This is a genomic window from Streptomyces sp. NPDC046862 (assembly GCF_040704615.1).
Lineage (GTDB): Bacteria > Actinomycetota > Actinomycetes > Streptomycetales > Streptomycetaceae > Streptomyces.
The window spans coordinates 1-21,075 of record NZ_JBEYXP010000016.1; the positions used below are offsets into that span (position 1 = coordinate 1).

25 protein-coding genes and 1 pseudogene are annotated in these 21,075 nt (G+C 69.0%); 16 read left to right on the forward strand and 10 right to left on the reverse strand.

Annotated features, from left to right (window positions below; translation table 11 throughout):
* Positions 1-181: 181 nt before the first annotated feature.
* Positions 182-745 carry a snapalysin family zinc-dependent metalloprotease gene (locus tag AB0959_RS19235; protein ID WP_366827607.1) on the forward strand — a complete coding sequence of 188 codons (564 nt, stop codon included), beginning with the start codon at positions 182-184 and terminating at the stop codon, positions 743-745.
* A 264-nt stretch (positions 746-1,009) separates the two neighbouring features.
* Positions 1,010-1,555: a hypothetical protein gene (locus AB0959_RS19240; protein WP_366827609.1), complete on the forward strand. Its 546-nt coding sequence runs from the start codon at positions 1,010-1,012 to the stop codon at positions 1,553-1,555.
* A 30-nt stretch (positions 1,556-1,585) separates the two neighbouring features.
* Here AB0959_RS19240 and AB0959_RS19245 read toward each other — a convergent pair.
* A pseudogene (locus tag AB0959_RS19245) lies at positions 1,586-1,699 on the reverse strand (AraC family transcriptional regulator); the annotation flags it as partial.
* 362 nt (positions 1,700-2,061) lie between these two features.
* Positions 2,062-2,613 carry a MarR family transcriptional regulator gene (locus tag AB0959_RS19250; RefSeq protein ID WP_366827790.1) on the reverse strand — a complete coding sequence of 184 codons (552 nt, stop codon included), beginning with the start codon at positions 2,611-2,613 and terminating at the stop codon, positions 2,062-2,064.
* Positions 2,614-2,705: 92 nt separating this feature from the next.
* On the opposite strand from AB0959_RS19250, the gene AB0959_RS19255 reads away from it, so the two are divergent.
* The 3 genes from AB0959_RS19255 (at position 2,706) to AB0959_RS19265 (ending at position 4,217) form a co-directional block, all read left to right on the forward strand.
* Positions 2,706-3,425, forward strand: coding sequence for an SDR family oxidoreductase (locus AB0959_RS19255; RefSeq protein ID WP_366827610.1), 720 nt, complete (start codon positions 2,706-2,708; stop codon positions 3,423-3,425).
* A gap of 60 nt (positions 3,426-3,485) precedes the next feature.
* Positions 3,486-3,764 carry a DUF6207 family protein gene (locus AB0959_RS19260; RefSeq protein ID WP_366827611.1) on the forward strand — a complete coding sequence of 93 codons (279 nt, stop codon included), beginning with the start codon at positions 3,486-3,488 and terminating at the stop codon, positions 3,762-3,764.
* A gap of 135 nt (positions 3,765-3,899) precedes the next feature.
* Positions 3,900-4,217, forward strand: a complete 318-nt coding sequence (locus AB0959_RS19265) for a hypothetical protein (RefSeq protein ID WP_366827612.1) — start codon at positions 3,900-3,902, stop codon at positions 4,215-4,217.
* Between the two features lie 19 nt (positions 4,218-4,236).
* Here AB0959_RS19265 and AB0959_RS19270 read toward each other — a convergent pair whose 3' ends face one another.
* Both AB0959_RS19270 and AB0959_RS19275 read right to left on the reverse strand, forming a co-directional pair.
* A complete protein-coding gene (locus AB0959_RS19270; protein ID WP_366827613.1) occupies positions 4,237-4,503 on the reverse strand; it encodes a VOC family protein in 267 nt (88 codons plus the stop codon).
* Positions 4,504-4,787: 284 nt separating this feature from the next.
* Positions 4,788-5,762, reverse strand: coding sequence for a WYL domain-containing protein (locus AB0959_RS19275; protein ID WP_366827614.1), 975 nt, complete (start codon positions 5,760-5,762; stop codon positions 4,788-4,790).
* Between the two features lie 136 nt (positions 5,763-5,898).
* On the opposite strand from AB0959_RS19275, the gene AB0959_RS19280 reads away from it, so the two are divergent.
* On the forward strand, positions 5,899-6,294 hold the full coding sequence (locus AB0959_RS19280; RefSeq protein ID WP_366827615.1) for a RidA family protein: 396 nt from the start codon (positions 5,899-5,901) through the stop codon (positions 6,292-6,294).
* A 103-nt stretch (positions 6,295-6,397) separates the two neighbouring features.
* Here the strand turns inward: AB0959_RS19280 and AB0959_RS19285 are convergent, their stop codons facing one another.
* Complete coding sequence (locus AB0959_RS19285; protein ID WP_366827616.1) at positions 6,398-6,904, reverse strand: DinB family protein; 507 nt, start codon at positions 6,902-6,904, stop codon at positions 6,398-6,400.
* Between the two features lie 463 nt (positions 6,905-7,367).
* Positions 7,368-7,733 carry a helix-turn-helix domain-containing protein gene (locus AB0959_RS19290; RefSeq protein ID WP_366827617.1) on the reverse strand — a complete coding sequence of 122 codons (366 nt, stop codon included), beginning with the start codon at positions 7,731-7,733 and terminating at the stop codon, positions 7,368-7,370.
* Positions 7,734-7,857: 124 nt separating this feature from the next.
* Here AB0959_RS19290 and AB0959_RS19295 point away from each other — a divergent pair, with 124 nt between their 5' ends.
* On the forward strand, positions 7,858-9,384 hold the full coding sequence (locus AB0959_RS19295; RefSeq protein WP_366827618.1) for an MFS transporter: 1,527 nt from the start codon (positions 7,858-7,860) through the stop codon (positions 9,382-9,384).
* A gap of 568 nt (positions 9,385-9,952) precedes the next feature.
* Here the strand turns inward: AB0959_RS19295 and AB0959_RS19300 are convergent.
* Positions 9,953-10,654 carry a 2-phosphosulfolactate phosphatase gene (locus AB0959_RS19300; RefSeq protein WP_366827619.1) on the reverse strand — a complete coding sequence of 234 codons (702 nt, stop codon included), beginning with the start codon at positions 10,652-10,654 and terminating at the stop codon, positions 9,953-9,955.
* Between the two features lie 70 nt (positions 10,655-10,724).
* Between AB0959_RS19300 and AB0959_RS19305 the strand changes: the two genes are divergently transcribed.
* Complete coding sequence (locus AB0959_RS19305; RefSeq protein ID WP_366827620.1) at positions 10,725-11,168, forward strand: Tn3 family transposase; 444 nt, start codon at positions 10,725-10,727, stop codon at positions 11,166-11,168.
* Between the two features lie 54 nt (positions 11,169-11,222).
* On the opposite strand, the gene AB0959_RS19310 is transcribed toward AB0959_RS19305, so the two are convergent.
* Positions 11,223-11,801 carry a TetR/AcrR family transcriptional regulator gene (locus AB0959_RS19310; protein ID WP_366827621.1) on the reverse strand — a complete coding sequence of 193 codons (579 nt, stop codon included), beginning with the start codon at positions 11,799-11,801 and terminating at the stop codon, positions 11,223-11,225.
* A 90-nt stretch (positions 11,802-11,891) separates the two neighbouring features.
* Between AB0959_RS19310 and AB0959_RS19315 the strand changes: the two genes are divergently transcribed.
* The gene (locus tag AB0959_RS19315; protein WP_366827622.1) at positions 11,892-12,338 is read left to right on the forward strand and encodes a DUF1772 domain-containing protein; all 447 of its coding nucleotides are present in this window, start codon (positions 11,892-11,894) and stop codon (positions 12,336-12,338) included.
* Between the two features lie 209 nt (positions 12,339-12,547).
* Here the strand turns inward: AB0959_RS19315 and AB0959_RS19320 are convergent, their stop codons facing one another.
* Entirely contained in the window at positions 12,548-12,811 is a 264-nt protein-coding gene (locus AB0959_RS19320) for a hypothetical protein (RefSeq protein ID WP_366827623.1), read from the reverse strand.
* Between the two features lie 178 nt (positions 12,812-12,989).
* Between AB0959_RS19320 and AB0959_RS19325 the strand changes: the two genes are divergently transcribed.
* The 6 genes from AB0959_RS19325 to AB0959_RS19350 all read left to right on the forward strand — a co-directional run bounded on the left by AB0959_RS19325 (position 12,990) and on the right by AB0959_RS19350 (position 19,236).
* On the forward strand, positions 12,990-14,129 hold the full coding sequence (locus AB0959_RS19325; protein WP_366827624.1) for a protein kinase family protein: 1,140 nt from the start codon (positions 12,990-12,992) through the stop codon (positions 14,127-14,129).
* A gap of 623 nt (positions 14,130-14,752) precedes the next feature.
* A complete protein-coding gene (locus AB0959_RS19330; RefSeq protein WP_366827625.1) occupies positions 14,753-16,486 on the forward strand; it encodes an ATP-binding protein in 1,734 nt (577 codons plus the stop codon).
* A 120-nt stretch (positions 16,487-16,606) separates the two neighbouring features.
* Complete coding sequence (locus AB0959_RS19335) at positions 16,607-17,026, forward strand: roadblock/LC7 domain-containing protein (RefSeq protein WP_366827626.1); 420 nt, start codon at positions 16,607-16,609, stop codon at positions 17,024-17,026.
* Positions 17,023-17,379 carry a DUF742 domain-containing protein gene (locus AB0959_RS19340; protein ID WP_366827627.1) on the forward strand — a complete coding sequence of 119 codons (357 nt, stop codon included), beginning with the start codon at positions 17,023-17,025 and terminating at the stop codon, positions 17,377-17,379. The genes AB0959_RS19335 and AB0959_RS19340 overlap by 4 nt, the downstream gene beginning before the upstream one ends.
* A complete protein-coding gene (locus tag AB0959_RS19345) occupies positions 17,360-17,977 on the forward strand; it encodes an ATP/GTP-binding protein (protein WP_366827628.1) in 618 nt (205 codons plus the stop codon). The genes AB0959_RS19340 and AB0959_RS19345 overlap by 20 nt, the downstream gene beginning before the upstream one ends.
* Positions 17,974-19,236, forward strand: coding sequence for a cytochrome P450 (locus AB0959_RS19350; protein ID WP_366827629.1), 1,263 nt, complete (start codon positions 17,974-17,976; stop codon positions 19,234-19,236). Before AB0959_RS19345 ends, AB0959_RS19350 begins: the two co-directional genes overlap by 4 nt.
* A 53-nt stretch (positions 19,237-19,289) precedes the next feature.
* Here the strand turns inward: AB0959_RS19350 and AB0959_RS19355 are convergent, their stop codons facing one another.
* Positions 19,290-20,516 (reverse strand): cytochrome P450, encoded by a 1,227-nt coding sequence (locus tag AB0959_RS19355; protein WP_366827630.1) that lies wholly within the window; start codon positions 20,514-20,516, stop codon positions 19,290-19,292.
* A 187-nt stretch (positions 20,517-20,703) separates the two neighbouring features.
* On the opposite strand from AB0959_RS19355, the gene AB0959_RS19360 reads away from it, so the two are divergent.
* Positions 20,704-21,048: a metalloregulator ArsR/SmtB family transcription factor gene (locus AB0959_RS19360; RefSeq protein WP_366827631.1), complete on the forward strand. Its 345-nt coding sequence runs from the start codon at positions 20,704-20,706 to the stop codon at positions 21,046-21,048.
* The last annotated feature ends 27 nt before the right edge of the window (positions 21,049-21,075 follow it).

Genomic DNA, 21,075 nt, shown 5'->3' on the forward strand with positions numbered 1-21,075 from the left:
GGGCTCGGCGGCGCGGACCTCGACGAGCGGGCGGAGGAGGTCGCCGACACCCTGGGCCTCGGAGTGAGCCTGGACCAGCTGATGACGGGCCTCTCTTGACGGATTCACCGCCACCTTCACCGGGCAGTGAGGCAGAGAATGTCATGAGCACGACTACCCTTCCCCCACAAGGAGGTCGATCATGCACGTCCGTACGCTGGCCGGTGGCCTTGCCGCTGCCGTGGTGGTGTCCTTGTCCCTGACGGGCGGCCAGGCCGTGGCCGCTTCCCCCGACACGGCGGGCGCCCCCCTGGCCGCCCGTGTCCTGACCTACGACGCCGGCGGCTCCGCGGAGTTCAGGAGCGCGGTCGACCGGGGCGCGGCCATCTGGAACGAGAGCGTCGACGCCGTCGAGTTGCGGCCGGCCGCCGCCGGGCAACGCGCGAACATACGGGTCCTCGCGGACAACGGCTGGCCGCGCGCCCTGCCCACCACCCTGGGCAACGGAACGGTCTACATCGGGCGTCAGGCCGTCGACCAGGGCTACGACACGGTCCGTATCTCCGCCCACGAACTCGGGCACATCCTGGGCCTGCCCGATATCAAGCCCGGACCGTGCTCGAGCCTGATGTCCGGTTCCACCGCGGGCACCGCGTGCACGAACCCGTATCCGAACGCGGCGGAGAAGGCGGAGGTCGAGGGGGACTTCGGCGGCGCGCTCGTCGGGCAGGCCCCGGCCGTGCGTGCCGAGTTGATCGTGGACTGACGCGTGCCACATCACACGTGAGGAAGGCCGTACGCCCGGTGCCCTGCCCCCGCCTGGCAGGCTGATGCCGGGCGCCCCACGGCCGACCGCCCGCCTGGGCCCCCGAGGCGGGCGGTCGCGCGTCGGGGCTCCTGCTGCGGGTGTGCCAGGAGGCCCTGTCGGACAGCCACCGGGGGAGGGGCGGCCGGTGCCCCCGGGCACCTGACGCACTTTCGAGGCCTCGCCATGCATGCGCTCGCGGCGAAGGCTCCGTACGGTGACCGGATGGACAGTTCTGTCGTCTTCAACGTCGTGACCACGGCCGTCGCTGTCGTGGCAGTGGTGACCTCCATCGTGTTCGGCGCGCGGCAGGCCCGCATCGCGCAGCACGCGAACCACATATCGGTGATGGTCGATCTGCTCGGGGAGTTCCGGTCCGCCGAGTTTCACGAGCAGCACGACTACGTGTGCACGCGACTGGGGGTGGAGAACGACCCGGAGGCGGGAGTACGAGGATTGCCGGGGGAAGCCAAAGCGGCTTTCTACAGCGTCGTGTACTACTACCAGTCCTTCGCCAACCTCGCAGTCTTCGGGCTGCTCGACGAAACCCTGATGGCCACGGTCCTGCGGACCCGGATCACCTCGGTCTGGAACGCCGTCCGGCCATTCGTGGAGCGGGAACGGGAGTTGCGGGGCGAGGGCGGCGATGGAACGTACCTGTCGATCTTCGAGGAACTGGCCCGACTCGCGGCAGGACTGCCGCCGGAGCACCTCCGGGACCGAATGGCGGAGACCCAGCGCCGCCTTACGCGCCTGAGACTCATGCGCTGAAGTGCCTTGGCCGTTCACGGAGTCGCCGGGGCGGCATGCCTTGTTGAATGCCTGCAGATCGCTGATGCCGATGGCTGCCGCGACGGCGGGTATCGAGAGAGTGGACTCCTGCACCGGGTGCCGGGCCCGGGGCAGCGGTCGGCGTGCGTCCCGACTGGCGACGAGGGCCGGCATGGCCCTCTCACCGGACTGCTCAACCCTCGCTGAAGTTCGCCACGAAGGAGCACTTCGGGCACTCCGCTCGCACGCGTTCCGGCTCTCACGGCCTCCCCACCTCCTGGCCGGTCATGTCACACGCCGGGCCGTGACCCCGATCGGATACGGCGTCACGCCAACCCGGGGGCTGGAGCAACAGGAGGCAGGCATTCGCCGTCCACTGGTGCATTTTCGCTGTGTCGGAGGAAGACGGATGGGCTTTCACCCGACCTCATCCGCTCAGCTCGGCCGAGGGTTCCCGGCCGACGGGGAATGCCGGGTCCTTGGATGCCGTTCCGGCAGTACGCCTGTCACTCGTCGCCGACGTGGGAGATACGGTCGTCGCCGAGCCGGTGCTGGACATCCTGGAGCAGTATCCGCAGCAGCTCGGTGAGTTGGTGCTGCTGCTCGCTCGTCAGGCCGCCGATCAGGTCGGCCTCCCGGCCCAGAACGTGGTCGACGGTGGTCTCGACCAGGTCGTGCCCGGCCTGGGTCAGGCAGACCAGGACGGTGCGCGGTCGCCCTTGACCGGGTCGGCGGGTGACGAGCCCGTCGCTTTCGGCACGGGCGACGCGCTGCGAGATGGCGCCCGCGGTGACGAGTGACCGCCGACTGAGTTCGCGTGTGCTCAGCGTGTACGGATCGCCACTTCGCCGCAGAACGCTCAGCAGGTCGAGGGTCGCGGCATCGACGCCGGTCCGCGCGAGAACCCGTCGCCGGTCGTCGCCGAGCAGCTTCGCCAGCCGCCAGATGGGCGTGACGATCCCGATCGACGCGACGGGCGTGCCGGGCCGCTCGCGCTCCCAGGCGGCCGCGATGTCCTGCACGGGGTATGTGGACGCGCCGTCCATCGGGTAGCTCATGCCCTTCGGCGTGAGGGGTTCATTTGCCATGCCGGCCCTCTCCAGTGTTACGTTTAGATCTAAATTTAGATCTGAACCCAGGAGTTCATCGTATGTCACGCACCATCCTGGTCACTGGCGGCGGCACGGGCATCGGCCGCGCCATCGCCCGCCACTTCGCCGACCAGAACGACACGGTCATCGTCACCGGCCGTCGCCCAGGCCCCCTTGACGAGCTCGCGGCCGAAACCGGCGTCCGTCCCCTGACCTGCGACCACACCGACCCCGAGGCCCTCCTGCGGCTAGTGGCCGAACTCCCCGAGCGCGTGGACGTACTGGTCAACAACGCGGGCGGCAACATCGTGTTCGACGCCGACGGCAAGACCGATCTCGCCTCCTACGCCCGGGACTTCCGCGCCAACCTCGACGCGAACCTCGTCAGCGCCGTCCTCACCACCAGGGCCCTCGACGACCGCCTAGCCCCGGGGGGCGCGGTGATACACCTCGGCTCCATCGCGGCCGACCATGGAGCCGACTCCTACGGCGCGTCCAAGGCGGGCCTCGCCACCTGGAACCTGAGTCTTGCCGATGTCCTCGGACCCCGCGACATCACCGCCAACGTGGTCTCGCCCGGTTACATCACCGACACCGAGTTCTTCCGCGACCAGCTCGCCGACGAGCGCCGCGCCACCCTGATCGCCGCGACCGCCACCGGCCGTCCCGGCACCCCGGACGACATCGCCGGCGCGGTCGCCTTCCTCGCCTCTCCGGCCGCCCGCCACATCACGGGCCAGGTCCTCAACGTCAACGGCGGCGCCCGCAAGACCCGATAGCCGTACCGCCGGCGGCGGTTCTGCGCAAAGACGCATGGCCGCAAGCGCGTAGTGCCTGGCATGGAGCCGACCAACGGAACCCTCGTGAGGGGGCCGGGACTGGTCGTCCTCGACGCCGCTGCCGACGACGCGACCACGCTCGCTCCCCAGCAGCAGCTCGCCGAACGGCGGGCGACGGCGTCGGCGGCGCGCACGGCGAGGGGCATGGACCTGCCCGGCGTAACGGCTGCGCCGCTGCCTGGACCTGAAACAGCCCATCGTCCCAGACACGGCGTCAGCCGAATCCCTGTCCGGAGGCCGGCCACTGTGACAGCAGGCGCCGCTGCGGCTTCTGCCTGAACGCACAGGACACTGCGGCAGCCGACGCCGGAAGCATGAGGGGCACGGCCACATGGCCGGGTGCGATCGTCTTCGGAATGGTTGCTATCCCGGTCCAGCCGCACGCGGCCACCGAGGAGCCCACGGTGTGGCTTCATGAGGTCCACACTGGGGTCGGCAGCCGGCCCGGCACCGTCCTTCTGCACGGCGGAGGACCGCGAGACCCCCTGTGTCTCTGCCGGGCTCGGCGTTGCCCCGCCCGACGGACCCGCGCTTGCGCCCAGCGAGCAAGACCTTGTCGGCCTGCCGCTGCCGACCAACCACACCGTTCGGGTGGACGGATCCATCGAGCCGCAGGGCATGATCCCGATCAGCTACGGCCGGCCGTACTACGTCGCCCCGCAGCACCGCTCGCAGACAGACCCGGACGCCGCGCCGGTGGGCGTCACCTGGTCGCGATGCGCGCACCCGTGAGCGCCTGGCGGTGGCGAGCTCAGGGGGGGGCGAGCAGCCGACCGCCCAACGCCTCGACTCGCGCCTTCTCGGAGGCCGGGTCCGGCGAGGCAACATCGAAGTGGATGCGGTTCTTGCAGGCCTTCGTATCGGCGACCTTCTGGAAGCCCATCCCTGGACCCTGACCACGTGCGAGCCAGACGTACGGGCCCGTCCTGGCCGCGATCGGTCTCCCCAGGAGCTCGGCCCAGAACGAGGCCAGCCGTTCCGGATCAACGCAGTCGATGATGAGGTCCTTGATGACCAACTGGGTGCCCTGCCATGGATCGATCCTGACAGACTGCGGGGATCAGCCTTTAGCTGTTGCGGGTCGGCGGGGCCTCTGGAGCCACCAAAGCACGCTGTGGACAGGCGATGCCGACACGTTCGACGTGCTCCACTCGATGAAGACCGCCAACGGACGAATGGACTACGCCCGCCTGCTACAAGGCAGCGCCGCCCGCTGCGCACGCGTCGTGGGGCGCGCTCGGCGCCCAGCGGTACGGAACGGTCCGAATCGCGTCGGTCGCGGCCCGCGGAAGACAACGGGTCTCAGGATGACACTCCGTAGCAGGTGGCGATCGCGGCGGCGCGATCGCGCAGGGAGGTGCGCAACCACTGCGGGGCGAGGGCTTCCGCGTTCGTGGTGAGCTGCCATAGCGCCCATTCGGCGTGCCTCGAATCCTGGAAGGTCACCTCCAGCCGCAGCCAGCCGTCCGCGTCGGTTTCCTCGGTGCGGACGGCCAGTGCTGTGCTCACCAAGTCCTCGCGGCGCGCCGGGTTCACCCGTACCAGCACGGCGACCTGGTCGCCGCCGGTACGGAACCGCGTGCTGCGTTCCTGCCAGGCCCGGTCCAGATCGACCTGGTCTGGGCGCTGTGCGGGTTCGTCGAGTTCCTCGGCGGCCAGCACCCGGGCCAGCCGGTAGGTGCGGTCCGCGCCGGACCTCGTGGCCAGCAGGTAACCCTGGCCGCGTACGGTGACCAGGCCGATCGGGTCCACCGTGCGCCACTTCGGGGCCTGGTCCACCGCCGCGTAGTGGATCCGCAGCTTGTGTCCGGCGAACACCGCGCGCCGGACCTCGGTCACTACGGCGTCGGGCACCTCCTCAGCGACCACGCGGCGCGAGAGGAGGTCGGTCTCCGGGTCGATGAGCAATCGCTGCGCCGCGCCGGCCGCCGAGTCCCGATGACCTTCGGGCAGCGCGTCAACCACCTTGAGCATGGCCGAAGCGAGCGCCGAGCCGAGGCCGAATGCCTGCGAGCCGCGCCGTGATCCGCTGATCAGCAGGGCGAGCGCCTCGTCGTGATTCAGTCCCGTGAGCTCTGTATGGAAACCGGGCAGCAACGCGAAACCGCCGTGTCGGCCGCGTTCGGCGTAGACCGGAACTCCGGCTGAGGACAGCGCCTCGATGTCACGCAGGACGGTGCGGGTGGACACCTCCAGCTCGCGGGCCAACGTGGCCGCGGACAGTCGACCGCGCTGGCGCAGCAGCAGCACCAGCGAGACCAGTCGGTCGGCACGCATACGAAAACCCTACCGGAATACATGACACAGGATGTCGTGCTTCGTTGGGAGGCTTTCAACACGACGTCAAAGATGGGCGGCTACCGCGCCGATCGACGTACGTACGCCCAATGAATCGAATGGAGCTGATGTGGCGTTGGAACGAACGGCAGTCAACCCGGTGATGTGGTCGGTGGAGATGGGATTCAACCAGGGGGAGCTCGTCTCCGGGCAGACCCGCACCCTGTACTGCGCCGGGCAGACCGCGATGAGCAGCGACGGCAAGCCCCGGCATGACGGTGACATGGCGGCCCAACTGGCCCTGAGCCTCGACAACTTGGAGGCCGTGCTCGGCGAGGCCGACATGTCCCTCACGAATCTCGTCCGGCTCAACGTCTACACCACCGACGTCGATCTGCTTTTCCAGCACTACGGCGTGCTGGCGTCGCGGTTGGGCGCCGCCGGGGTGGCGCCGGCCACCACGATGCTCGGGGTGACACGGCTGGCGATCCCCGGCCAGATGGTCGAACTCGAGGGGACCGCGGTCGCGTGATGCGACCTCGCCGCCTCTGCCACGAGGTTCGACAAGCGCGGCTGCATCTTCCACGGCACCGTCACCGTCGCCTCGATCCGACTCTGGCTCCGCCCATGATCTTCTAGTCGCCAGTCGTGCCGTCGAGCATCTCGCGCAGGATGTCCAGGTGGCCGTTGTGGCGGGCGGTCTCCTCGGTGAGGTGGAGGAGGATCCATCGCAGGTCGACGTGGAGGCCGTTGCGGATGGTTCCCTCGGCCTGCTTGTCCAGGTCGTTCCCGGCGACCAGTTCGCGGTAGCGGGCGCTCTGTTCGGCGTATTCGTCGAGTAGCTGCGTGAGCGGGAAGTCGACGGCGATACGCATCTCGCGGTCGGGGTCCTCCTCGGTCCAGGGGCCCCGGTCCTCCTCGCCGAGGAAGACCACTTGGAACCAGTAGTACTCGACCCAGCGGAGGTGGTTGATCACTGCGCCCATGGTCATCAGCGGCGAGCCCGGCAGGAGCGCCTTGCGTGCGTTCTCCGCAGAGACGCCATCGCACTTGGCGCGGGCGGTGTCACGTGCGTAGTCGAGAAACGTGGTGAGCTGGGTGCGCTCGTCCCACGCGGGCGGCGTGTCGTCGATTCTGGTCATCGCGTGAAGCGTCCCCGATCACCGCGACCGATGTCGAGGCATTTATCGACGGACCCAACCTGCCCCACCCAGCTCCTTGTCCGGCGGGTCGCTACTGCGATTCAGCGCCGGTGGGCCGCACGGCATGATCCGCCGGACAGGCCCTCGCCGTTGTCAGTGCCTGATTTCCGAATTTCCCGGGTTCGCGGATCCGTACGCCGAGAATCGCGCGCCAGCGGGAACGGTCCGCGTAGCTGAACATTGCTCCGTCGGCTGCCTGTTTGGCTTTGCTGCCCTACCCAAAAGAGGCTTCGGCGAGCACGGCGGCAACCAGGAGTTCTTCCCGGCAGGCATCCTCTCGGTACTACTCGTGGTGAACATCGGCCGACCCGAGCGCTCCGGCGAGAGGCCGCGCGGAACCCGCTTGGGCCACGGCGAGGTGTACACGACGCTGTGACGCCTGATCGTGGAGCCATCTCCCAGGTCAGGCGGGTGGTCGAGGACCGGGCGGGCCCTCGCGGCGTACAGTCTCGCGGTACCAGCGGCCCCACTTGTCCAGTTCCTCCGTGATGGAGTCCAGGCTGTGCCCGACGTCCGTGAGCGCGTACTCCACCCGCGGCGGCACCTCGCGGTACACGGTCCGCGTCACCAGCCCGTCGGCTTCCAGCTCCCGTAACTGGCGGGTCAGCATGCGCTGAGTGATGCCCGGCAGCGCGCGCCTGAGTTCACCGAATCGATGGGTGCCTGCGAACAGCTGCTTGAGAATAGCCAGTTTCCAACGCCCCCCGAGCATCTCCATGGCGAACTCGATGGCGCAGTGATCCGGGGTTTCTTCGACACTGGAACGCACGGCTGACCTCCATTGGTATACAGCGTGGCACTAGTGGACATCAAAGACCGTACTTGTGGCCCGAGTTGGCACTCCTGAAACTGAGAATATGTCAATAGAGCAGCAACCCGCACCGGTGCGAGCAATGGCAGAGACGGAGCATGCGGAGCCTTCGGTGGCCCTGCCGAGGCAGCGGTGGCTGGTTCTGGCCGTGGTGTCGGGCAGCCTGCTGCTGTGCGGTGTCGACCTCACGGTGCTGCACGTCGCCGTGCCCAGTATGAGCCGGGCGCTCGAGCCCTCTCCCGCAGGGCTGCTGTGGATCGTCGACGTCTACTCGCTCACGCTCGCGGCCCTGTTGGTGACCTGCGGCACGCTCGGCGACCGGATCGGCCGGCGCCGCATGGTGCTCAGCGGTTTCGTCGCGTTCGGCCTCGCCTCGGCGGCGGCCGCCTTCTCGACGTCTGCGGCACAACTCATAGCCGGGCGCGCTACGCTGGGAGTCGGCGCGGCGATGATCATGGCATCCACGGTGGCGATCATCAGGGTCGTCTTCACCGACGACCGTGAACGGGCCGTCGCCATCGGCGTCTGGACATCCGCCCACAGTGTCGGCGCCACGATCGGTCCGCTGGTGGGCGGTCTGGTCACCGCGAAGTGGGGCTGGGGCGCGGTCTTCCTGATCAACGTCCCCGTGATCGTTGTCATCCTGGTTGTCGGTGCCCGGGTCATCCCCGAGTCCCGGAACCCCGTTCCCCGCCGCTGGGACCTGGCCGGTGTGGCGCTGTCCGTCACCGGCCTGGCCGGCGTGCTCTACGCGCTCAAGCAGGCCGGGGAGCATGCCGGTGTGAACGGCGTCATTGTCACCACGGCCGTCGTCGGGAGCGTTCTGCTCTGTGTCTTTGTACGTCGTCAGCGGCGCATCGCCGAGCCGCTGCTGGACTTCTCCCTCTTCCGTGAACGCCGCTTCACCACCGCCACCTTGTGCGTCATCGGCTGCTTCGGCTCCTACGTCGCCCTGCTGTTCTTCCTCACCCAGTGGCTCCAGCAGGTGGGCGAGTACTCGCCTCTGCGCGCCGGAGTCGCGCTGATGCCGCTGGCGGGCGCCAACGCTGTCGGCGCGGTCACGGCGCCCTGGGTCGCGAACCGGTGGGGCAGCCGATGGGTCCTGCCCGGGGCGCTCGCCCTCTTCGCCGCTGCCCTCGCCGCCATGGCCGTCGTCGGAGACAGCGCTCACTATGGGGTGCTGGTCGTGCCGTTGCTGGGTGCGGGGTACGGCGCCGGCATCGTGATGACCCTGGGCGCCGACTCCATCCTGAGCGCCGCGCAGCCGGAACGCTCCGGGGAGGCGGCCGCCATCCAGGAGACGTCCTTCGAACTGGGCGCGGGCCTTGGCGTCGCCGTCCTCGGCAGCGTCCTGACGGCCGTGTACCGAACCGGTCTTCCCCAGGTGCCGGGCCTTGGTCCGGATGGTCGGGCTGTGGCCGAGGAGTCGTTCGCGGCCGCCGAGGACCTCACGGCCACCCTTCCGTCCCGGACCGGGCAGACTTTGCTGCGCTCGGCACAACAGGCCTACGACCACGGTTTCGCCACCGTGCTGACCCTCGCCGCCGTCGGTCTGGTCATCACCGCCACGATGGCGGCGGTCCTGCTGCGTCCGCGGAAGACAAGTTGACGGGCACTGCATCAGGGATGCAGTGCCCGTGTGTACGGCTGACACCGGTCGCCGCCTCGAACGACACCGCCGACCGGCCCCTCGGACGAGCGCAGCGGACAGCGGGCGGCGGACAGCGCACCCTCCCCGCAACAAGGGCGAGTGACCGTCCCCCGCGTCGGCTCCGTCATCGAGCTGGAGACCAGATACCCCGGGTACACCGTCCTCGACGCCACGGGTGAAGTCGGGAGCCGGTCGTCCCGTACCTGAGTGAACGCGCACTTGACGACACACGTCCGCTCACCGGCCGCAGCTACGCGTACGAGATGCTGCGCTGGTACCGCCTGCTGTGGTTCCTCGACGTTCCTCGGGACCGCGCCCCCCAGGCCGAGGCATTCGCGCTTGTGGGCCGGCTCCGGGTAACAGAGAACCCGCAGCGTCGGCGTACGCCGGACGCGCATCTCACGTCCGCGTCCGGCCGGTTAAGGCCTGCCGCCACCCCGAGGCACCGTCATCGGGACATGCAACTGATCCGCGTACCCGACCGGATCCTGGCTCTCGCAGGGCGAGAGTCGGACCTCACCAGCGATCAGGCCGAAGCCTCGTCGGTCAGCGAAGGCACGGCGCACGGACGGAGGACCATGAGCGAGTCTTCCAAGGTCGCCACCATGGCATAGGGGAACCGGTCGAGCTCAAGACAGAGTGCGACGTCATCAGGATGAACTCCTTGACGCACACCCTCCGCCAGCTCGGCGGCGGCGCGCGACTCGCCAGCGCGGCGGAGGAACTCAACTGCATCCGTACCGGCCTCGGTGACCCTCCGAGCGATGTATTGAGCGCACGCCAGATCTTCGTCGGCCCGCCCGTCCTCGCCAGTGACAACGAACGTGACACTGTCACTCTTGCGCGTCCGCAAGAGCCGAGCTGTTGCCTCCGCCACCACGAAGCCGGCGCACAGCACCAGCGACGCCTCCTTGACCGCAAGGGCGCCGACCGTCCCCGCCGTGGTCTTCTGCACGACGGTCCGGCCGCCAAGGTCAATGGACCGCAGCAGGCCAGGCGAGTTGACGGTGTCGAACCCAGGCGTCGGCGGACCGTCTTTGAGCGCCACCCAATCCGGGTGGCGAGCCTTGAGTGCCAGGGCTTCGTCCAGAGACTCAGCAAGAACGATCTTTTCCGCCCCCTGGGCAAAGGCCCAGGCAGCCACCGTGAAAGCACGCATGACGTCGACCACGACCGCCACGGACGGGGCTTCGACCAGCTCAGCGATGCCAAGGAAACGAGCGTCCATCCGGTCATGATCGCGTATGCTCGACCCGAGGCACGCAGACGGTGATGCGCATCACATCGACGGTCCTGGAATGCAACACCTCCGGTTGCCTCGCGTCGCGAGAGCAAGGCGCAACGACACGCGGACAGGTCAGGAGGGCCAGCCCGGCGCTCTCGGTCTGGTGCTGAATCCCGTCGTGTGCTGGATGAGCCGCTATCCGGGCGCCGCAGTCGAGGGGGTGCGGGCGCTGCCCGCCGACGAGCGCGAGCGCGACGTCCTGGACGAGGACGTCGCCCGTGTCTCCCCGCTCAAGCTCGCGCACCTCAACGTGCTCGGCCGATACGGCTTCTGTGCCTCCACCTCGGTCGACGGCGGCCTGCCCTCACTGCGCGACCCGCCTGTGCGGGCGGTCTCGACGGGGACGAGACCGAGACCGAATGGACCGAGACGACCGGCAAGAGCTGGGCGAGAACCCAGGATCATCGTCATGACTCCAGGGGCAGCCCAGGACGACGTGATCCGATGCGTGAGGTGAGCGACCTGGGGAAGGAGCCGAGCACCCGTGTCGGCCGCCCGCCCGGACGGTGTGTCAGAGCTTGGCGAGCCGGTCCACCAGCAGCTCCACCCTCTGCTCGGTGTCCCCCGGCGGCAGCCGTCCCGCCCGGGTCAAGGTTGCCAGCCCGTGCAGTGCCGCCCAGAACGCCTCGGTGAACAGCCCTGGGTGGACGCCGTCCCCGGCGACCTCGCCGAGGGTTTCCAGCAGGGCGGCGAAGGCGTCCTTCAGTGGCTCCGGCGTGTCCTCCTGCGCGTACGCAAGGCCGCCGTCGAGCTGGAACAGGGCGTCGTAGACCGCCGGGTTGCGCTCGGCGAAGGCGAGGTAGCCGCGGGCGAGAGCGGCGACCCGGGCACGCCGACCGTCCGCGGCGGCGGTCGCGGCCCGCAGCGCGACGGCCAGCTCGGCGGCGCCCTGGAGGGCGACGGCACCGATGATCTCGCGCTTGCCGCGGAAGTGGCTGTAGAGGACGGGCTGGCTGTATTCGATGCGCTCGGCGAGCCGGCGGGTGGTGACCGCGTCCCAGCCCTGCTGCTCGGCGAGTTCGCGGGCCGTCGCCACGATGAGGCGTTCGCGGTCCGCCCGTTCGCGCTGCTTGCGTTCCTGTACCGACATGGCTCGATCCTAGCACTGCTAGACAACCGAGCAGTAGTAGCGCTAGCGTTGCCTCGTCAGCTAGCAACGCTAGATCCCGGGAGGGTCATCATGCTCAACGCACTCGAGGTCTTCACCACCGTGGTCGTCGGCCTGATGGTGGGGGTGGAGTTCTCCGTCGCCTTCGTCATCAACCCGATCTTCAACGCCCTCCCGGAGGACAGCGGCCAACTCGGCCGCGCCCACGGGGGCCGGATGCTCGGCGCCGTGATGCCGGTCTGGTACATCGGCTCGCTCGTCCTCGCCGCGGTCTGGGCCATCGCCGGATGGCACCACCACGGCACCGGACTCGTCGTCACCGCCGCCGCACTGCTGATCCTCAGCGTGATCATGTCGCTCCTGCTGCTCGTCCCGATCAACAACCGGAGCAAGACGTGGACCCCGGAGAACCGGCCCGAGGACTGGAAAGAGCAGGCGAACCGTTGGGACCGCTGGCACTACGTCCGCGTCGCCGTCATCATCGCCGCCTTCACCCTGCTGGTCGCCGCCCTCGCCTGAGCCCCAGGGGCGAATGCGACCACCAGAACGGGGGGCGGCATGGCCAATCTGTTCCACAAGTGGGTGTCGACGTACCGCCAGTCGACCGACCGTCAGAACCTCGTCCTCGCCGAGGCCGGGATAGAGGACCCGGTGACGTTCGAGGGGGAGGCCGGCACATCCAGCCGCCTTCACCCGCTGGATCGCCCGAAGTTCGGCGAACTGCTCACCTACGCACGGCCGGGCGACGTCGTGCACATCTCCGAGTGTTCCGCCTCGTACGCGGCACCGGGCACATCCTCGACGTGTTCGACGTCGTTCACCACGACCAGGTCACCCTGCGCATCCACGACGGCGCGTTCTCCGCGATGGACCTCACCGCCCGCCGGAGCCTTGCCCGCCTCGCTGCCGGGCGCAAGTACCTCGACGGACACCGGTCCGACGTCGAGTGTCTCCGGGAGTTCAGGCCACGCCGGTTCCTCAACGTCGGTCAACTGGCTCAACTCACGCGTGCCCGCATCGTCGCATCCACGGGCTGTGTCCCTTTTCAGGGAGGGACCGAATCATTGCCCTCGACGTGAGAGGGTGGCGGCAGTTCCCGCCCGGGTGTTCGTTGAAGTGGTTGAGCGAGAGGCGGGTGCCCGGCTGGAGGCATAGGTGAAGAGCCCTGACATGTCCCGCGGTGCTCGTCTGGCCGCCCACGGCGCTGTTTCCACATCGTTGGCGCTCAGCAGTGATCGCAGACTGCAGGAACTCGTGGACGCCGCCACACCGATCGGCTCCGGCATCGGCGGGACGACGCTACTGCTGGAGGTCGACGGAACCCCGGTCTTCGTCAAGCAGGTTCGCCTGACCGATCTGGAGCGACGGCCGGAGAACGTCCGTTCCACGGCGAATTTGTTCGGGCTGCCGGTCTTCTGCCAGTACGGCATCGGCAGTATCGGTAACCCGGGGTTCGGAGCCTGGCGCGAGCTCGCCGTGCACACCATGACGACGAACTGGGTGATCGCGGGGGAGTGCGAGGGTTTCCCTCTGATGTACCACTGGCGGGTGTTGCCAGACGCCGGCCGGCCGCTTCCCGAGGACCTGGCCGACGTGGAACGAGCTGTCACCTACTGGGGAGGTGGATCGGGGATACGCCGCCGGATCGAGGCTCTCCAGCAGTCCTCGGCGAGCCTCATGCTGTTCCTGGAGTACATCCCGCAGAACCTGCACGACTGGTTGGGCGTCCAGATCGGGGCCGGCGACGAGGTGGCCGAGCGGGCCTGTGCCATGGTGGACAACGAGCTGAAGGCCGGCATCTCCTTCATGAACGCCCGTGGGCTCCTGCACTTCGACGCCCACTTCCAGAACATCCTGACCGACGGCCGGAGACTCTTCTTCGCCGACTACGGACTCGCGATCTCGTCCCGCTTCGAACTCACGCAGGACGAGGCCGACTTCTTCGACGAGCACCGCACCTACGACCGCTGCTACGCCGTCACGCATCTGGTGAACTGGCTGGCCGTCGCTCTGTACGGGTACGAACCGGAAGAACGCCAGGCGTTTGTGCGCGCCTGCGCCCAGGGGGTGCTCCCGGGGGAAGTTCCAGCGGAGGTCGCGGCGGTCCTTGCCCGTCACGCGCCGATCGCCGCAGTGATGGGGGACTTCTATCGCCAATTCCGGCAGGAGAGCCGCACAACCCCCTACCCGCTGGAGGCGATCCGCCGGATCGGACAGCGGGACAACCCGCCTGATGCGGCGACGGCGTCAGCGGGAGGAAAGCCGCGCGACTCGTCCACAGGCTCGCGCCTTGCCCGAACGAGCGATTGAGGGCCTCAAGGATGCCCGGTTCTTCGCGCGGCAGGACTCGCGGCACGAGTTCCTGGCCAACGGCGAACGGCCAACGGTCGAGGGCCCACGGGACCGGGCGGAGGACAACTGGCTTGCTGTCCGGACAGTTGGCCGGAAAGCAGTCGCTCCGTCGTCGCCGACACGCCGAAGGGGCGGCAATCCAGTACTTGTTGACGGGTCAGTGAAGGCGGGCAGGCGGACATTCACGGTCGTCAGGGGGGCGGAAGGCTCTTCTCCGCCTCTACCACGTCGTGTCGTCGGGGTGGCAGGTTCGCGACGAAATGGTGTCCTGAGCAAACTATACGGCTCGTCAGATCTCAGCGAGGCGATGGATGACTAGCATGAGCAAACGCCTACCGGACGATCGTCGTCCTCTTGGCGTTCTCCTTCTGCCTGCGGCCGTTGTGCTCGGCCGCTTTGTTCTTTTCTGCCGCCAAGGGACCGAGGACCGCTGAATGTCAGTGCCTTCACCGCTCAGCCAGCACCGGTCAGGGAAGGCATCGCGCGCCTCACCCCTCGTACCCGTGGCCGTGCTGGTGGTGAGTGCCGCGGCGGCTGGAACGGTGGTCGCGGCGGCACCCGCGAGTGCCCGCACCTGAACGGTGGCGTCAGTTGTGGGCGCCTGGTTGTGTGTGGCGGTCACCGTCGTCGTCAGTGCGTCCCTGATGCGGCGCTCCCACCGGTCCGCCGCGACGCAAGCAGCCGAAGCGGGTCTGCTCCGGGCGCAGTTGGCGCAGCAGGTGGGCGAGTCCGCGCATCTGGTGAATGTGACCCTGCCCGCGGTCGCGGTGCGTCTGCGGGAGGGTGTGGCCGCGAACGACGCGCTGACGAGTGTGACGCAGCCGTCCGATGCGCAGCTGCGAAAGATCATGCACACGTTCGCCACCGCGATGGAGGAGGACGCCAAGACCGCCGAGGTCCTGCACATCGAACTTCGGCAGGCCCAGCAGGAACTGACCCGGACGGCCGCCGAACTGGAACGGCTGACGAAGGAGACCTTGCCCGCTGCTCTGACACAGCTGCGAGCGGGCAACTCGGCCGACACCGTCGTCGCCGAGCTGACGTGGCCGCAGGCCTCCGCGCTGAGGGCCCCGGCCGAATCGTTCATCCGGGAAATCGCCCACAGCGAACGGCGGGCCGCCGCCGCGCAGGCCGCCTCGGCGAAGGCCCTGAGCCGGGTGCAGGCCAAGGCCGTCAGCATGCTCGCCGATCTGCGGGAGATGCAGGAGCGGCACGGCGAAGAGGTCTTCGGTGACCTGCTGAAGCTGGATCACAGCACCTCACAACTGGGCCTGATGACCGACCGGCTGGCGCTGCTCATGGGTGGCCGTTCCAGCCGTGCGTGGAACAAGCCGATCGTGATGGAGAGCATCCTCCGGGGCTCCGTCGGCCGGATCGCCGCCTACCGCCGCGTGCGACTGCACTGTTCTACGAGCGCCGCGATCTCCGGGTTCGCCGCGGAAGGCGTCATGCACCTGCTCGCCGAACTCGTGGACAACGCCGCCAACTTCTCGCCGCCGATCGACGAGGTCCACGTGTACGTCGAGGAGCGCAGCGCCGGAATCGTCGTCACGATCGAGGACAGTGGCCTGAAAATGGCGGACGCGGCGATGCGGCGTGCCGAGGAGTCCGTGACGGGGCGGATGACGGACCTCGCCTCCTTGCAGGGCACGCGGCTCGGTCTGGCCGTGGTCGGGAGGCTGGCCGTCAAGTACGGCATCAGCGTCAACTACCGGCCCTCGTCACGCGGCGGTACCGGCGTCGTCGTCCTGCTGCCTCCGCAACTGCTCGCCCAGCAGCGCGACCCCGCACCCCAGCGGACCACGCCGCGTCCCGCACCGGCGGCCCCCGCCCCCAGGCCCGCCGACGTCACACAGAGCGCGGCAGCCGCCCCGCTGGACCCGACGGCCCCGCTGGACCCGGCGGCCGCGGCAGCACCATCTGCCCCACCAGCCCCGCCTACCCCGGCCGCACGGCCGACGGTCACCGTACGGCCCGATGCCCGGACCGAGCCCCCCGAGCAGATGACGCCCCACCGTCCTGCGGCACCCGCGGTATCCACCCCGAACGGCCTGCCCGTCCGCGCCCCCGGCCGCACCATGGCCGAGGCCGAAGCCGAGCGCGAGCGGCGCAGGGAGGCGGCCGACACCCCCGCACCGGGCGAGACGCGGGCGGAGCAAGGCTCGGCAAGGCGCGACGCGGGGTCGCTCTTCGGCGCCTTCCATCGCGGACGCCAGTCCGGCACGGGCGACACCGGATCGTGGGCCCGCCCGGACTCCGCTCCCGAACCCGAGCCGCGCCCCGAGCGGCAACCCGAGCCTCCGACCGGCCCGTAGCCCCCGCCCCCCCCCACCACGGCGCTCTGGGTCCTGGCGCCATGCCCTGCTCGACTTCCTGAGGATTGGAGGAACGGGCCGGTAACCCGACCCCCGGGCCTTACCGTCCCCACACTCACCATGCAGACCACCGACAACAGCCTCACCTGGCTCCTGCAGAGCCTTCTGGAGAGCACTCCCGGCACACGACACGCCCTGGTCCTGTCCCGGGACGGCCTGAAGCTGTGCTGGACCCAGCACCTGACGCTCGACCAGGCCGACCAGTTGGCTGCACTCTGCTCGGGGATCCAGGCCCTCGCCCAGGGCGCGTCCGTCGAGTTCGGCGACGGCACCGGCGGTGTCCGCCACTCCATGACCATGTTCCACGGCGGGCTGCTCTTCATCGTCGAGGCGGGCGAAGGGGCACACCTGGCGGTCGTCGCCGACGAGAACGCCGACCCCGGCGTGGTGGGTCACCAGATGACCGAACTGGTCGACAAGATCGGTGAGCATCTGCGGGCCGAGCCCCGCCAGGGTGCCCCGGCAAGCGCCTCGTCGTGATGCGCAGGCCCGTGGACACCGGTGATCCCGACCGGCTGTACACCGTCACGGGCGGACGCAGCCGCGCCGACGACGCGTTCGATCTGGTCACCCTCGTGGTCAGCGAGTGCGAACCCACCGCCGGGATGCAGTCGGAGCACGCTCGGATCCTCGAGCTGTGCCGGCATCCGACGGCCGTGGTCGAGGTCGCCGCCGAGCTGAAGCTGCCGATCACGGTGGTGCGGATCCTGCTCGGCGACCTCCTCACCACGGGCAGGATCACCGCACGCCACCCGCGCGCGGCGCAGTCCGTCGCCTCGCTCCCCGACTCCGCCCTTCTTCAGGAGGTGCTCCATGGGCTCCGCCGCCTCTGAGCTGACGTCCCGACCTACGCCCCTGGCCGACGCCGCCGAAACAGGCCTGAAGATCGTCATCGTGGGCGGTTTCGGCGTCGGCAAGACAACCCTGGTCCACTCCGTCAGCGAGATCCGGCCGCTCAACACCGAAGAGGTGATGACCCAGGCCGGTGTCGGAGTGGACGAAACGAACGGGGTGGCCGCCAAGACCACCACCACCGTGGCGTTCGACTTCGGGCGGATCAGCCTCAACGAGCGCATGGTCCTCTACCTCTTCGGCGCTCCCGGGCAGGAGCGCTTCTGGTTCCTGTGGGACCGGCTCTTCTCCGGCACCCTCGGCGCGGTCGTCCTGGTCGACACACGCCGGATGGACGACTCCTGGTACGCGATCGACCGGCTGGAGCACCACAGGACGCCGTTCGTGGTGGCCGTCAACCGCTTCGACGACGACCCATCCCGGTACTCGCTGGACGAGATCCGCCAGGCACTCGCCCTGCCCGGGCACGTGCCGCTGATCGACTGCGACGCGCGCGTCAGATCGTCGGGCAAGGACGTGCTGATCACTCTCGTGAACCACCTCTACGAACAGGCCATGACCCGGGAGACGACACCGTGACCGACGCCGGACCCACCTCGCCGCACGCGGCCGTCGGGGCCTGCCCCGTCCACCCGGGCGCGGTGCGCCTGGGCGGCCTGGAGTACCAGCAGACACCGTCGCAGCTGTACCGCACCCTGCGCAGGGAGCACGGCGCGGTGGCGCCCGTGCTGCTCGACGGGGACGTACCCGCCTGGCTGGTCCTCGGCTACTCCGAGGTCAGCTATGTGACGGCCCACGACGAGCTGTTCGCACGGGACTCGCGGCGCTGGAACCAGTGGGAGAACATCCCCGAGGACTGGCCGCTGCTGCCGTTCGTCGGATACCAGCCCTCAGTACTGTTCACCGAGGGCGCCGAGCACCAGCGGCGGGCCGGAGTGATCACTCAGGCCCTGGAGGATGTCGATCAGTTCGAGCTGGGCCGCGAATGCCAGCAGATCGCCGACCGGCTCATCAGCTCCTTCGCGGGCAGCGGCCAGGCCGAGCTGATGAGCGCCTACGCGCACGCCCTGCCGATGCGGGCCGCGGTCCAGATGTGCGGGATGCCGCACACCGGTACGGACACCCAGCAACTCGTGGACGACCTGCGCATCTCCCTCGACGCCGCGGAAGGAGACGACCCGGTGGCCGCGTACACGCGGGTGGGGGAGCGGATCGGGCAACTGGTGAAGGAGAAGCGGACCACCCCCGGACCCGACGTCACCTCGCGGATGCTGCTGCATCCGGCCGGGCTGACCGACGAGGAGGTCGTCCAAGACCTGATCTCCGTCATCGCCGCGGCACAGCAGCCCACCGCCAACTGGATCTGCAACACCCTCCGGCTGCTGCTCACCGACGAACGCTTCGCCCTGAACGTCTCGGGCGGCCGGCTCAGCGTGGGCGAGGCGCTGAACGAGGTGCTGTGGCTCGACACACCGACGCAGAACTTCATCGGCCGCTGGGCCGTGCGCGACACCCAGCTCGGCGGACGGCGGATCAGGGCGGGAGACTGTCTCGTGCTGGGGCTCGCCGCGGCCAACACCGACCCGCAGATCTGGCCCGACGGGCACGTCGGCGCGGAGAACGCCGCGCACCTGTCCTTCAGCAACGGCGAGCACCGCTGCCCCTACCCGGCCCCGCTGCTGGCCGACGTCATCGCCCGCACAGCGGTCGAGACCCTCCTGGAACGGTTGCCCGACCTGGTCCTGGCGGTGGAGCCGCACGAGCTGACCTGGCGCCCGTCCATCTGGATGCGCGGACTGACCGCGCTGCCCGTGCAGTTCACACCGGTGGTGCACTAGCCCCCACCGGCGTCCGGGCGAGGGGCGGAGCGATGGCCGGGCGCCTGCGGTGGTCAGCCCGTGACGGGTGTGAATCGCACCGGCAGGGAGTGCGGCCCGCGGGTGAAGACGCCCTGCTCCCCGGGGTCGAATTCGTCGGCGATCCGCACGTCGGGCATGGCGTCGAGGAGCTGGCCGACACCGATCTCGACCTCGGCCTTGGCGAGGAGGGCCCCCACGCAGAAGTGCCGGCCCAGTGCGAAGGCAAGGTGATCGGCGGCAGCCGAGAAGGCCGTCGCCGTCGTCAGGTCGTCGCGGAAGATGTCGAAGCGGTCGGGGTCCGCGTAGCGGTTGCCGTCCCGGTTGGCGGCGCCGATCAGGCAGGTGACGGTGGCGCCGGCCGCTATGGTGCCGCCGCTGAGTTCGACCTCGGTCGCCGACTGCCGCATGATCATGTGGACAGGCGGTGTGTAGCGCAGTGTCTCGGCGAAGGCACGGGCGATCAGCCCGCGGTCCTCCCGGACGGCCGCCAGCTGCTCCGGATGCAGCAGAAGGTTCGCGAAGATACTGGCGATCGCCTTGTCCGTGGTCTCGCCGCCCGCGGCGAGCAGCAGGCTGCAGAAGGCCTTGATGTCCTCGTCGCTCATCTTCACGCCGTCCACCTCCGCGGCGCACAGCGTGGACAGCAGGTCGTCACCGAGGTGCTTCCGGCGTTCCCGGATGATCGGGACCATGTACTCGGCGAACTCCACCCGGGTCCGCTCGCCGGCCGCGGTCACCTCCGGGTCGCCCGAGAGGTTGCCCAGGAAGGCGATGACGGAGGTGTACCAGCGGTGGAACCGGGCATGGTCGGCCTTGTCGAGGCCCAGCATGTCCGCGATCACGTTGACGGGGAAGCGGGTCGCGTAGTCGGCCACCAGGTCGGCGGATCCTGTGTGCCGGAAGGCGTCGATCAGCTCACTCGAGTTGCGCTCGATCACGGGGAGGAACTTCCCCTGCAGATCGCTGCCGCGGAAGGCCGGGGCGACCAGTGCGCGCCGCACCGCGTGCTCCCGCCCGCTGAGCGAGAGAATCGTTTTGCCGTGGACCGGCTCGATCTGCCAGGTGTAGTTGTCGGTGGTGAACTCCCCGTCCCTGTCCTTGAAGACGCGCTCCACGTCCTCGTAGCGCGAGATGATGTAGCTCTGGGTGGCCTCGTGCCAGATGAGCGGGGCGTGTTCGCGCATCACCCGGTAGGCCGCATAGGGATCCGCGGCGAACTCGGGCGAGAGGATGTCGGGGATCTGCTGCGCGATGGACATGAAGCTCCCTGAGATCAGCAACGGGTGTTCCGCACAAGGCTATTGATCAGCCAGGAGACAGGACAGGCGAGTCCCAGCCCACGATCGCGGAATGTGGACAGCCTTCGACCAGGCCAGGCCAGGCCCGCAGCAGACCCGACATCGAGATATCGTGGTGTGTCGAACTGCCTGGCGGGAAAGGTGACGCATGACCGCGAAAGCGACAGCGACAGCGATGGTGGATCCGGGTGAGCTGATCGAGGTGTTCAAGGCCCTCGGCAACCCCGCCCGTCTGCAGATCATGCAGTGGCTGAAGGATCCCGAGGAGCACTTCGGCGAGTACGAGCCGATCGCGGACCGCCGGTCGGTCGGCGTGTGTGTCACGCACATCCAGGCCAAGGCGGGACTCGCCCAGTCGACGGTGTCCAGCTACATGAGCACGCTCGAACGGGCGGGACTCGTGCGTCCCACTCGCGTGGGCAAGTGGACCCACTATCGGCGCGATGAGGAGCGGCTGGCGCAGCTGGCGCGGGCGATCGGCACCACTGTCTGATTGACGAATCGCAATATGTCGATATGA